This is a genomic window from uncultured Thiohalocapsa sp. (assembly GCF_913062725.1).
In the GTDB taxonomy this organism is placed as follows: Bacteria; Pseudomonadota; Gammaproteobacteria; order Chromatiales; family Chromatiaceae; genus Thiohalocapsa.
Genome location: NZ_CAJXWY010000001.1, coordinates 1 through 12,531, shown reverse-complemented (window position 1 = coordinate 12,531; position 12,531 = coordinate 1). Strand labels below are relative to the sequence as shown.

Here is a 12,531-nt window from a genome sequence, read left to right as displayed (position 1 = left end):
AGTTGCCGCACCTTCTGCAAAATTTGCCGCACCTTCTGCAAAATTTGCCGCACGTTCAAAGGTGCGGCAGAACTTGCCGCACGTTTCACCATGTTCCGGATTTCGGTGGCCATTCACGATGACGAAGCGCCACGCGGTCATGCTCGATGGCATCGTTGACGCAAGCCCGCTGGTCCTCAGGTGCCAGCCGCATCAGCTTGCTTGCCGCCTGATATTCCGCGTCTTCGCTCATCGGTCTGCCGAGACCTGCGCGGTGGTCGACATACATGGCCCATGCCTGCGGGTCGATACTCCAGTGCCGAAACCTCTCAGGGACCGCGGTGGCCTCGGGAGCGGTTTCGACCTCGTCAGGACCATCTTCCCAGCCGGCATCTTCTCGGAACTCCGCTCGTGCGCGCAGACGGTTTTCCTCGACCTGCTGTAGCCATGGGTCGGTGTCGGGACTGCGGCCATGCGGCCATGTGAGCTTGTACTCAGTGCGCCGCCAGCCTTGACCGCGGTCGGTGCCGAGCTTCTGCCGACTAATCCAGCCGCCAGCCTCCAGCGCCTGGACATGGTCTCGAACGGTGCGCACGCTGGTGCCGACCTTCTCAGCGATGGTGTCCTCTGCAGGAAACGCTTTGCCGCTGGTCATGACGAAGTCGAATAGCACTTGCAGAATGGCTCGTTGCACTACGGCCGGTGGCCCATCCCTGGACCACACCAGCCATATCCAGCGCCGCGCCGGTAGGTTGTCGTCCGCGCTCATCCTTCTGCCTGGTCGACCATCAGGTGATACCGAGCACAACGCTGGCGGCGGTCCCGCCTGGTGAGGATGTGCTCGCCGCGGTCGCGCAGCTCCTTCACCCTCGATGCTGGTGACATGATGTGATGCTGCAGCCGCGCCTCGATGGTGCTGATGCTGCCGTGCCGACGAAGATGGTCTAGGAGTATCTGGCGTTGCGTTGCTCGGGTCTCGGTCGGACAATAGGCGGTGCCAGCCTCAATACCCTCGGAGCCGTGAGCGGTGCCAGCCGCCGCGGCTTCTCTTTTTCCAGTCATGGTTGCACCTCCGCCTACGCCGCTGCAGCGCCGCCGTGAGCGGCCTCTGAGCGCGCCTCGTGAAGCTCTGCCACGAGCTTGCGGACAGCATCATCGTCTGCGCCAGCCAGCCGAGCGGCCTGGATAGCTTGAACCTCATGTTCCGGCCACCCGACGGCGCGCGCGCCGAGCGGAACCGGCTTCGGGAAGGTGCCATCAGCGATGGCCTGGTAGATTGCCGAACGCTTGCGGCCTGTGCGGGCCTCGACGGTCGGTCGACGAAGGAAGGTGATAGGTGATGTGGTCACGGTAAAAGCTCCATTTGAGCCTGAACGCGCGTGACCAGAAAACAGACAGCCGCACGCGAACAGGCAAGACAAGTTGCCTACGTCGTGCGGTTGGTCCATTTCACTACCGCCGGGTCTTCTGACTTTGGTCCTTGTCTGCCCGATGCCGCCGTCTATAGCGATACCGTAATTCCGAACTATTGAATGGCTTATGGTCCGTTACTACCGCGCGTCTCCGTAACAAAAAGGTCCGTTTACACTTCTCATCCTGACATGGACACCATGACGCGCAGCATCTATCCGTAGTGGTCCAGCTACTCCAAGCCTAACGCGGAATCTACCGGAACGCAACATCTAGCGCCAGCCGCACCAGCCGAGCACAAGATGCTGCGCCGACGGTTATCCGCTCGCCTGCTGATGCAGCTCCACCACGTTGTCGGCTTCGCCGCGGTCGCACCATTCGGCCCAGTCCTCCATCAGCCGACGCCGCTTCACGAATAAGTCGCCTCTGGCGTAGGCGGCTTCGGTCTGATCGGTGATGACGTGTGCCAGCGCCGCCTCTGCGACATTCGGCGGAAAGGTGGCGACCTCTCCGCACCAGTCGCGGAAGCTCGACCGGAACCCATGCGGGACCGCTTCGCCACGCTCGCCGCCAGCGCCGTAGCCCATGTGCCGCATGACCGACAACAACGCCATGTTACTGAGCGGCCTGCCGTGGCGAGCGCCGGGAAAGATGTACTCATTGCCTGCGATACGCGGGACACGCGCTAGGACCGCCAGTGCGGCCTTGCTGAGCGGAACCCTATGCTCTCGCCTTGCCTTCATCCGCTGCGCCGGTACGGTCCATACGGCGGCTTCCTGGTCGACCTCAGTCCATGTGGCGAGCAACACCTCACTGGTGCGAGCGGCGGTCAAGATGGCGAACTCCAGCGCCATGGCGCTGATGCTGCCGAGCGTGCGCAGCTGCGCCACGAAGACCGGAACCTGGTGGTACGGGAGCGCCGGATGGTGGCGAGCGGTGCCGCCGTTGCGCTGTTTCTTCACCTTCGCCGGTGATGGCAGCAACCGCTGCAGGTGGCCACGCCAACGCGCCGGATTGCTGGCGTCTCGCCATTGCAGGACCGCGGCATAGTCGAGAATGGCCTCGATGCGGCCCTGGACCCTCGATGCGGTCTCGGTCTTCGTCTGCCAGATGGGAGTCATGACCGCCAGCACGTCCTCGGTGGTGATGGCGTCGACCGGCTTCGAGCCGATGATGGGACAGGCATGGGTCTTCAGCGACCGCGGCCATTGCCGAGCATGTTTGCGGTTGTGCCAGGACCGACGATGCGACCGGATGTAGCTCGCCGCCGCCTGCGTGAACGTCGGCACCTTCGCCTCGACCTGCCGCCGCGCCGCAACCGGGTCGATACCCTGTGCGGCCTGTGAGCGTGCTTCATCGGCCTTGTGCCGAGCGTCCTTCAGGCTGGTGGTCTTCAGGTTGCCGAGACCCAGCTCCCGCCGCTTGCCGTCGATGGTGAGCCGCAAGACCCACTTCCTGCTGCCGGCCTGCGTGACCACGAGCCATAGGCCGTTGCCGTCGTTGTGCTTGCCAGGTGGCAGGCTGCTACACTGCCGTGCTGTCAGTTTCGCCATGTCGTTGTCCTCGGTGACGGTGGCCTGCAGGTGGTCTGTCTGCCAGTCCACCTTTCGGTCCACCTCTGCGACACGGCTTAAACTAGACTATGGCGGACAGTAACGGAACACTTTGCTAGATATATCAGGCTACTTGCGGAACTGTGTGGTCCACCTTGAACACTATAAAACCGGACACCCTCTCCGCCACTTTTTGACATTCGCAGTCGACCACCGACGCCACCGCGTTGATCTGGTCGGGCTGGGCCTTGAACTTGAGCTTCATGAACCGGTGCGTGTCAGATCAGGCCGCATGCGACAGCACCTTGTTCAGCTCATGCCAGAAGACTGTCCTGGACATGGGGTCCACTTTAATGCCCACGAGGAGTAACAGCGTATGCCGTATGTGACCACCGTTGAACGTGCGGGCATTGAGAAGGGGAAGATTCTGGGCATGCAGCAGGGTGAAGCAACGATCTTGATGCTGCTGCTGGAAGAAAAATTCGGCTCAGCGGCGCTTGAAGCGCACCGCGAGCGCATCGCGGCAGCACAGCCTGAAGAATTGCTGCAATGGTCCAAACGCATCCTCAGCGCCGAGACTCCTGAGACGATTTTCCACTCACCGACGCGCTGATCGGGCTGTCATACTCGACAGCATTCTCAAAACCCTGAACCTGCACAAGTGAGAGAAGGCGAGGATCACCGTATACGGGATCGCACGATGGATGACCTCGGCCAGCCGGCCGAGACGCTTGCGGGCCTTCAGGTCGGCCTGCAGCAGCGTGATCTCGCGCGAGTTCACCGTCTTCGGGCGCAAGGACGACGGGCTGATCAAGATCCTCGCCGGCTACCACCAATACCACGCGGTCTTGCGCGCCGTCGCCTCAACCCTGCGCGCGCTGGCCCTCACCGATCGCGACCGCCTCCCGAGCTGGCCGCCCACCGCGCAGGCCAATCTCCGCGAAGACCCGGAAGCCTACGGCCTGCCCGGCGTCAAGGACTACCAACGCGGCGATCGCCGCATCGGCGTCATCTGGCACACCCAGGGCTCCGGCAAGAGCCTGCTGATGGCCTTCTACGTCGGCCAACTGGTGCGCCACCCGGCGATGGCCAACCCGACCATCGTCGTCATCACCGACCGCAACGACCTCGACGATCAACTGTTCGGCACCTTCGCGATGTGCCAGGACCTGATCCGCCAGAGCCCGCAACAGGCCGACAGCCGCGCCGATCTGCGCGCCGCGCTGCAGCGCGCCTCCGGCGGCGTGATCTTCACCACCATCCAGAAGTTCGCGCCTGAGGCGGGGCCCGATGGGACGCAGGGTCAAATCCAGGCGCTCAGCGACCGGCGCAACATCGTGGTCATCGCCGACGAGGCCCACCGCAGCCAATACGGGCTCCAGGCCAAGGTCGACAGCAAGACCGGCGCGGCCGGCTACGGCTTCGCCAAGCATCTGCGCGACGCCCTGCCCAACGCCTCCTTCATCGGCTTCACCGGCACGCCAATCGAGGCCGCAGACGTCAACACCCCGGCGCTGTTCGGCCACTACATCGATATCTACGACATCAGCCGCGCGGTCGAGGACGGCGCCACGGTGCCGATCTTCTACGAGAGCCGCCTCGCGCGCATCGAGCTGCCCGAGGACCAAAAGCCGGTCATCGACGCCGAGCTCGGCGAGTTGACCGACGACGCCGACGACGACCGGATCGAAGAGAATCTCAAGCGCAAGTGGTCGCGCATCGAGGCCCTCATCGGCGCCGAGGACCGCATCAACCACGTCGCTGCCGACATCGTCGAGCACTTCGAGCGCCGTCTCGAGGCCCTCGACGGCAAGGCCATGATCGTCTGCATGAGCCGGCGCATCTGCGTGGCCCTATACCAGGCCATCGTTGCGCTGCGCGAGGACTGGCACAGCGACGACGAGGACGCGGGCGCGATCAAGGTGGTGATGACCGGCTCCGCCTCCGACCCCGAGCACTGGCAGCCGCACATCGGCAACAAGCCCAAGCGCGAGCGCCTGGCCCTTCGCGCCAAAGACCCGAACGACCCGCTCAAGCTGGTGATCGTGCGCGATATGTGGCTCACCGGCTTCGACGCCCCCTCGCTGCACACCCTCTATGTCGACAAGCCCATGCGCGGCCACGGGCTCATGCAGGCCATCGCCCGCGTCAACCGCGTCTTCCGCGACAAGCCCGCCGGGCTGGTGGTCGACTACATCGGCATCGCCCAACGCCTCAAAGAGGCCCTCGGCCAATACTCGCCCTCCGACCGCGAGCGCACCGGCGTCGACACCGCCGAAGCCGTCGCCGTGATGCGCGAGAAGTTCGAAATCGTCCAAGCGGTGTTCCACGGCTTCGACTACCAGGCCGCTCTCACCGGCACCGCGAACGAACGCCTGGCCCTGATGGGCCAGGCCATCGAGTGGATTCTGACCAAGCAGCACGAAGCCGCCGCGCGCGAAAGCGACGACACCGCCAAGAAACGCGCCCATCGCCCGCTACCACACCAACGCCATCAGCACCGTCGAAGTCCTGCAAGAACTGATCGACATGGCCAAGGACCTGCGCGCCGCCCAGGCCCGCGGCGAAGCCGAAGGACTCAGCCAAGACGAGCTCGCCTTCTACGACGCCCTCGCCGAGAACGAAAGCGCCGTCGAGGTCATGGGCAGCGACGAACTCAAGGTCATCGCCCACGAACCGCTGGTGAAGCTCCAAGGCAACGTCACCGTCGACTGGGCCCACCGCGAGAGCGCCCGCGCCAAGATGCGCGTCCTGGTCAAGCGTATCCTCAAGAAATACGGCTACCCGCCCGACCTGCAGGCCGCCGCCGTGCAGACCGTGTTGGCGCAGGCCGAGGTGTGGTCAAAAAGCTGGGTGGCGTGAGTCATTTTTCCAGTTGCTGTCCCATACGGCCTGACCCTACTCGGAACGGAAGCCAGCGCGCCAGGCTGCGCCAATTCGGCCGATTATCGGCGATGTCAACGGCGTCGCCCCCAGCGCGGCATGCGTGTATTTGATGCTGTTCGTGTCGGCGAGATCGATGCGGCAGCCCAGATGCTGCTCGTACAGCGGCATTTCCGGCACCGGTGCTGTGAGCGTCACCACCACAGGTGCTGCAGGGTTGCGGTAGGTGATGCGCTGCATTTCCACCAGCCACGAAAACGTCACCACGGCGCTCCAGCTTTCCATGTCCGGCCGCGGGCCGGCGTAGTACAGCGAAAAATAGCGCTCATCGCTGCTGCTGCTGAGTGTGTTGGGGGAGGCATCACCCTTGTATTGGACCAGCAGCCTGAGGACGGCGCCAAAATTGGCGGCGGCATGAAAGCCGTAATAGGTGACGCCGCAGGGCACGCGCGTATAGGCCAGCGCCAGGCGCAGACCAAAGTCGGGCTTGCCATCCACTTGCGCCGCCGCGGCGAACAGACGATAGAGCGCGTCCTCGCCACCGGTTGCGGCGTCAATAAACTGCAGCGCCGGGTCCAATTCGGCATCCAGCAGGATTTGGGACAGGTCCAGCCGCATCAGTCTGAATGCATGCAGCGGGGCCCATAGGGGATACGCTTTTTGTCGCATGAGTGCCTGCCCTGAACAGTCGATCAGCCAACGCCACCACCGCGGCGATGTCAGGGCCATAGGCGATCTGCGCCATTGGCAACTTGATGGCGCGCGAGGCGATATTGTGCCGGGGTGGTGCCGTACCAGGTCTTGAACGCCTTGAAGAAGGTGCTCGGATCCCCGTAGCCCAGTCGCTGGGCAATCTCGCTGACGGTGGTGCTTTCCCGCCGCAACAGGCCCAATACAAGCTCGCGGCGAACATCATTCTGCAGGGCTTTCAGTGAAACGCCTTCCTCTGCGAGCCGGCGCTGCAACGTGCGCGGGCTTGTGCAGAGCGAGACGGCGATATCCGTCGTTTTGATCTCGCCGGTGTCGATATTGCATTGGATGCAGGCTTTGACGAGGGCGGCGAAGCCCGGGTCCTCTTCGGCCGTGTCGGCCGCCAGCTTACGGGCGTCGACATGATTCCGGAACGCTTGCAGGGTCGGCGATGTCGACCGCGTCGCCCGCAGCGCGGCATGCGTGTATTTGATGCTGTTCGTGCTGGCGAGATCGATGCGGCAGCCCAGATGCCGCTCGTACAGCGGCATGTTCGGCACCGGCGCTGTGAGCGTCACCAGCGCAGGCGCTGCGGGGTGGCGGTAGATGACGCGCTGCATTTCCACCAGCCACGAAAATGTCAGCAGGGCGTCCACGCTGTCCATGTCCGGCCGCGGGCCGGCGTGGTACAGCGAAACATATCGGCTATCGCGGGTACGGGTGAGTATGTTGGGGGAGGCATCGCCCTTGTATTTGACCAGCAGCCTGAGGGCGGCGCCAAAATTGGCGGCGGCATGAAAGCCGTAATAGGCGACGCCGCAGGGCACGCGCGTATAGGCCACGGCCAGGCGCAGACCAAAGTCGGGCCTGCCATCCACTCGCGCCGCCGCGGCGAACAGACGATAGATCGCGTCCTCGCCACCGGTTGCGGTGTCAATAAACTGCAGCGCCGGGTCCAATGCGGCATACAGCAGGATTTGGGAGAGGTCCAGCCGCATCAGTCTGAATGCGTGCAGGGGGGCCCATAAAGGATAAGCTTTTTGTTGCATGGTATCTGTCCTGAACGATCGATCAGGCAACGCTACCACCGCGACCATGCCGTTGCTACAGGCGATTCGCGCCATTAGCCAATTTGGCGCACTTTGCCCTCAAATTGGCGCGTTTTACCAATGACTGCCCCGTCATTGCCCCGTTTTGCCGGGAATGCCGGGGATGCCGGGAACGCGCCGGGCGGTTATTACGCTCGGCCGAGCCGCACTGAAACCGGATTGATCCGCTCGGCGGGGGTCTTGCCGCAGCGGTGGCACGCCGCCGCCGCTGATGCGAGGATCGGCGCACGCACCAATGCCGCCCGCGCGCCTGTAGCCCGCGGGCGCGCCAGGGCGGCGCCGGCGCGGGTGCCTCAGCGCCGCCGCCGTTGCCGCCAGGCACCGAACAGGCCCAGCAGGCCGGCGCTGGCGAGCAGGCCCCACACCGAGAGGGTGGGAATGGGCTCGGGTGGGGCGGCGGGGCCGCTGGGGTCGTCGATGCTGCCCTTGCTGTCGTCGGCGTCAAAGGGGCCGTTGTCGGCGATGGTGAGGGTGGCGGTGTTGCCGGCGAGCGTGACGCCGTCGGTCATCGGCGTCCAGGCGTCGTCGATGTATTTCCAGTACGTCAGGCCCGCCACCGGGCCGGAGAAGGTCAGCTCCACGGTGGCGCTGTCTGCGCTGCAACCGCTCAGGCTGAAGTCCACCACGCCGTAGGGCATGACGAGGCCCGCCGGGCCATTCCGCGGCGGGCTGATGACCTGCGCCTCCTCGACCGTGCAGCCGCCGGCGCTGGCGACGAAGGTGACGGTGCCGTCGCCACCGCCACCACCGCCACCGCCGCCATCGCTGCCGCCGGAGGCGCTGCATTGGGCATCGGCGCCGCCGCTGATCCCGGCACAGGTCCAGCGGTGGACGCCGTTAGCCGAGGTCACGGTGCCGGGGAAGCCGCCGGCGCAGAGTTCGCTGCTCGGCGGCTGTAGGGTGGCGACGTCGGCGGCGTCGCCGCAGGCGCCGGCCTCCTGCGCCAGCCCGACGCCGTAGGGGGTGCTGGTGGCGTCCTGCACCGTGCCGCTGAGGCTGATCCAGCCGACGTTCTGACTCCAGACGGCGCCGCTGAAGGCACCGCTGCTGCGCTCGACGCTGGCGTTGCCATCGGTGGCGCCGAAGTTGAGCCAGCCGGCGTTCTCGCTCCAGGCGTAGCCGGACAGGGCGCCGGTGCTGGTGTTGCGGTTGACGCCGTAGTTGGTTTCACTGGTGTTGGTGTAGCGGTGGCTGCCGCCGTCGGTGTAGGTGCCCAGGCGAATCCAGCCCAGGTTTTGGTGCCAGATGTACCCCTCCAGATGGTCGGCGTAGACTTGGACATTGCCGTTCTCGGCCTTGAAGTTGAGCCAGCCGGCGTTTTCGCTCCAGGCGTATGGGTCGTTGTCGGCGATGACGGCGGCCGTGGCCGGGCCGATGAGGCCGCCGGCGCCGATGGCCAGGGTGGCCGCGGCGAGTGCGCGGTGGTGGCGATGGCGATGGGGATGGCAATGGGCGCGCTCGCGCGCGGGATGCGTGACGGTCATGGGTCGGCGTCCTCCAATCAATCGGGTCAGGCTGTGGCGGGCGCCGCGGCGGGCGCCGCCGCGGGCCGGTGTGGCGTGTCGGTTCGGTGTGGCGTGTCGGTGTCCTGGGTCAGCGCCCGAGCACATGCGCGCTCCGCTTGTCGGCCATGACCATTGACAAAAGCAATCAATGAACAAGACATGATCGAATGCGCAGCAGGGGGGGCCCCCCCCTGCACCCCCCAAAGGGCCAAAGCGCACGAAGGGTCAAAGCGTCTATTGTCCGCCTCGCACCGGCCAGACATAGAAGAATTGCGCCTTATCGATGTTGCCCGTGCGGCCGTTGTTGAGGTTCAGGAACCAGGCGTCGCTGGCGCGGCCCGGGACGGACGTAGACGACCAGTAGAAGTTCTGCTGCACGTCGGTGAACGGACCAGGCGAGCCACTCAAGATCTTTTCAGGATCCGCTGTCAGCACCTGGAGCTCATTCAGGGTCGGCAAACGCCAGTCGCCCACCACCGAGCCGTCACTCAATCCGGCGCCGTCGGTATCGGCGGACAGGATGCCGGCGCGCGTGTTGGCTCCATCGTCGTTGTTGCCATCGATCCACAACTTTTGCCCGCCCCAGTCCGCTTTTTTCAGCCAGACCAGGCAGCGGCCCTTGGTCTTGCCGTCCGCCATCAGGCCCAGCAGGTCCGTGACGGTGCCGTCGCCGTTGTCGCACCAGCGGGTGCCTTCCTGCTGGTCATTTTTCCAGATGCTGGCGCCGTCGCCGTCGCAGTTGCAGGGGGCTGTCTCGGGGTTCAGGGTGCCGGTCTGCTGGCCCCACTCACCATCGGTCAGTCCCCAGAAGGTTTTGTCCTTGGTGACATCTTCCGCCTTGGCGCCGTCGGTGTCGTCCTTTTCGGGCATCTTGTCCATGATGGCATCGAGGTCGTGCATGGTCCCCGCGGTGGGACCGCTGGTGGGCTCGGCGAAGCCAGCGCCGCGCTTGGCTCCCTCCTCGCCGGTGTCGAGGCGGTTGTAGAGGTCTTGCAGGGTGTAGAGGGCGCTGGCTTCGCTGCCCGGCCCCCCGGGCGGGTCCAGCTCGCCGGCAACCACCGCCCCAGTGCTCAGCAGCAGCACGACGGCGCTCGCGCCGCTGAGGGCGCGCAGATAAGGGTGGTAGGCGGTGGGGGTTGGGCTCCAGGGCATGACAAGTCTCCTGTTGGCATCGGTGGGTCTGGACGTCGAGGGCGCGGTGCGTGCCACACCCGGCTGGATCTGGCGGGGCCGGGCCAGCCGGGGCGGGGCCGGGCGGGGCAGCACCCCGACCGTCGACGGGGGCTAGGGATCGATGGCTGAATAGCTTAATGCAACAGATGGGTACAGGCGATTGGTGGAACGCGCCAATTGCATGGCTGCAGTTGCTCGGTTTTCGGGGGCCTGCGTGGGCAGGTAGTGGGGAGTTTTGAGGGGGGCGTGCCGCATCACGCGTAAACTCCGCCGAACATCCTGCGGTCCAGGCCGCGCTGTGTCTGCCGGCGTCAGACCCCGGAAACTTCGGCGGTCCACTTTACCCCTTCACTGTTACGAGTTGTCTGCTCCAATCGTAGACACGACGCTACTCACCGGTCACTCCACACCCATCGGCGCTAAACACGCGCTGATTACACACCCCTTCGAAGGGGACACCTCGTCCCCTGGCACTCACCCTCGCCTTTTACGAGCCGTTGTGCCGGTCAGGGGGACATTTGCCGCTTCGGCGCCACCGAGGATGCCCTGCTTGTCAACTTGCCTGGGTTCTTCTCCGGGCTGCGCGTACCACGTGATTTCCCGCCCGCCTTCCGCGCGCGATCGTCATACCTAGTGCCTGAACGAGAAGCCCGTTTTACTTTTGGAACAGTGGCTTGCGATCTGTCCCCATGATCGAAGATCGAGCTTTCTCAGGGAAGGTGCGCTGCGGTCGCCGCGGGCGGCTGGCGCTAAGGCACTGATTTCTCTCGGCAACAGGTTCCGCGCGGCAAGAAGACCGGCATCGCGCTACGATAGGCGGCCTACGGGCTTCATCAACTTCGTCATTCCAATCCCCATGCGCCAAGTCATCGACCCGCAGCTGAAGCTCGGCGAGCAAGACATCGCCCGCATCGACATCGACGCGCGTTCGCGCGATGACATTCCCCGCATTCTGCGGGGATTGCAATACATCTACGTCACGCCGGAGGTGCGCGAACAGGTGTTCGCCGTGCTCGCCGAGGTATTACCGCGCGCCGCCGATGGCGAGGGAGCGGTCGACCGCGAGCGCGGTCGTCCCGGCATGGTTCAATGGAAGATCCTGGTGCTCGGGAGTCTGCGCCTGGCGCTGAATGCCGACTATGACCGGATTCAGGAATTGGCCAACCAGCATGGCACGATCCGCCAGATGCTCGGCCACGGCGATTGGGCGGACGACACCCGCTACAGCCTGCAGACGCTGCGGGACAATCTGCGCCTGTTCACGCCGGAGGTGCTCGATCGTATCAATCGCATCGTGGTCGATGCCGGTCACGCCCTGGTAAAAAAAAGTCCGGACGACGGGCTCGCCGTGCGCTGTGACTCCTTCGTCGTCGAGACCGATGTGCATTTCCCGACCGATACTAACCTGTTACTGGATGCGGTACGCAAGGTCATTGCGACCTGCGCGCAGCTCTGTGACGAGCAGGACTTGAGCGATTGGCGCCAAGCGGCCTACAACCAACGCTGCTTGAAGAAGGCCTATCGGCACACCCAGCGCCTGAAGCGTTCGCGCGCCAAGGATGGCGACAAGCGCGCCGCGCGTGAGGCCGAGATTCTGGCTGGCTACAACGACTACCTGGACTTGGCCGAGCGCTTCTTGACGCGGGCCGCCGAGACCCGCGCCAAGCTCTTGATCGGCTGTCGGATGCCGGCGGCGCAGCTGGAGCCGCTCGATGGCTGGATCGCCCACGGCGAACGCCAGATCGAGCAGATTCGCCGCCGCATCTTCCGCGGCGAGCGCATTCCTCACCACGAGAAGGTGTTCTCCATCTTCCAGCCCCACACGGAATGGATCAGCAAGGGCAAAGCCGGCGTCCCGGTCGAGTTGGGGCTGCGTGTTGCCGTCAGTGAAGACCAGTACGGCTTTATTCTCCACCATCACGTCATGGAGAAGATCACCGATGACCAGGTCGCGATCGACCTGGTCGAGGGCACCCGCGCGCGCTTCTGCGGCGTGCACAGCCTCAGCATGGACAAGGGCTTTCACAGCAAAGACAACCAGGCACACTTGGCCGATGTCGTCGCCATGGCGGTGATGCCGAAAAAGGGCAAGCGCAGTCAAGCCGAATTGGCGCACGAGCGCGATCCCGAATTCATCCGCCTGCGTCATCGCCACTCCGCCATCGAGTCAGCCATCAATGCTTTGGAGGCTCACGGTTTGGACCTCTGTCGCGATCACGGCATCGACGG

12 protein-coding genes and 1 pseudogene are annotated in these 12,531 nt (G+C 64.7%); 4 read left to right on the top strand and 9 right to left on the bottom strand.

Translation table 11 applies throughout. The features are described from left to right. Positions 1–85: 85 nt before the first annotated feature. The 5 genes from QZ588_RS00065 to QZ588_RS00045 form a co-directional block, all read right to left on the bottom strand. Positions 86–652, bottom strand: a complete 567-nt coding sequence (locus QZ588_RS00065) for a hypothetical protein (RefSeq protein ID WP_295538263.1) — start codon at positions 650–652, stop codon at positions 86–88. 92 nt (positions 653–744) lie between these two features. Next, the gene (locus tag QZ588_RS00060) at positions 745–1,041 is read right to left on the bottom strand and encodes a helix-turn-helix domain-containing protein (protein ID WP_295538260.1); all 297 of its coding nucleotides are present in this window, start codon (positions 1,039–1,041) and stop codon (positions 745–747) included. A 14-nt stretch (positions 1,042–1,055) separates the two neighbouring features. Further along, entirely contained in the window at positions 1,056–1,427 is a 372-nt protein-coding gene (locus tag QZ588_RS00055; RefSeq protein WP_295538257.1) for an AlpA family transcriptional regulator, read from the bottom strand. 279 nt (positions 1,428–1,706) lie between these two features. Then, on the bottom strand, positions 1,707–2,993 hold the full coding sequence (locus QZ588_RS00050) for an integrase arm-type DNA-binding domain-containing protein (RefSeq protein WP_366929518.1): 1,287 nt from the start codon (positions 2,991–2,993) through the stop codon (positions 1,707–1,709). Positions 2,994–3,066: 73 nt separating this feature from the next. Further along, a complete protein-coding gene (locus tag QZ588_RS00045; RefSeq protein WP_295538255.1) occupies positions 3,067–3,207 on the bottom strand; it encodes a hypothetical protein in 141 nt (46 codons plus the stop codon). 111 nt (positions 3,208–3,318) lie between these two features. Between QZ588_RS00045 and QZ588_RS00040 the strand changes: the two genes are divergently transcribed. The 3 genes and pseudogenes from QZ588_RS00040 (at position 3,319) to QZ588_RS00030 (ending at position 5,804) form a co-directional block, all read left to right on the top strand. Next, positions 3,319–3,555, top strand: a complete 237-nt coding sequence (locus QZ588_RS00040; protein WP_295538253.1) for a transposase — start codon at positions 3,319–3,321, stop codon at positions 3,553–3,555. Between the two features lie 91 nt (positions 3,556–3,646). Continuing rightward, positions 3,647–5,311, top strand: a pseudogene (locus QZ588_RS00035) (type I restriction endonuclease subunit R); the annotation flags it as partial. 160 nt (positions 5,312–5,471) lie between these two features. Further along, positions 5,472–5,804 (top strand): type I restriction enzyme endonuclease domain-containing protein, encoded by a 333-nt coding sequence (locus QZ588_RS00030; RefSeq protein ID WP_295538486.1) that lies wholly within the window; start codon positions 5,472–5,474, stop codon positions 5,802–5,804. Positions 5,805–5,840: 36 nt separating this feature from the next. On the opposite strand, the gene QZ588_RS00025 is transcribed toward QZ588_RS00030, so the two are convergent. From QZ588_RS00025 to QZ588_RS00010, 4 genes are all read right to left on the bottom strand, one after another. Next, a complete protein-coding gene (locus tag QZ588_RS00025) occupies positions 5,841–6,443 on the bottom strand; it encodes an AraC family transcriptional regulator ligand-binding domain-containing protein (RefSeq protein ID WP_295538251.1) in 603 nt (200 codons plus the stop codon). Between the two features lie 101 nt (positions 6,444–6,544). Further along, positions 6,545–7,639: an AraC family transcriptional regulator gene (locus QZ588_RS00020; RefSeq protein ID WP_295538247.1), complete on the bottom strand. Its 1,095-nt coding sequence runs from the start codon at positions 7,637–7,639 to the stop codon at positions 6,545–6,547. A 278-nt stretch (positions 7,640–7,917) separates the two neighbouring features. Beyond that, positions 7,918–9,108 (bottom strand): IPTL-CTERM sorting domain-containing protein, encoded by a 1,191-nt coding sequence (locus tag QZ588_RS00015; protein ID WP_295538244.1) that lies wholly within the window; start codon positions 9,106–9,108, stop codon positions 7,918–7,920. A 255-nt stretch (positions 9,109–9,363) separates the two neighbouring features. Beyond that, on the bottom strand, positions 9,364–10,281 hold the full coding sequence (locus tag QZ588_RS00010; RefSeq protein ID WP_295538242.1) for a DUF1566 domain-containing protein: 918 nt from the start codon (positions 10,279–10,281) through the stop codon (positions 9,364–9,366). A gap of 853 nt (positions 10,282–11,134) precedes the next feature. Between QZ588_RS00010 and QZ588_RS00005 the strand changes: the two genes are divergently transcribed. Next, positions 11,135–12,531 (top strand): ISNCY family transposase (locus QZ588_RS00005; protein ID WP_295538483.1); only part of this gene is annotated, 1,397 nt, incomplete at its 3' end.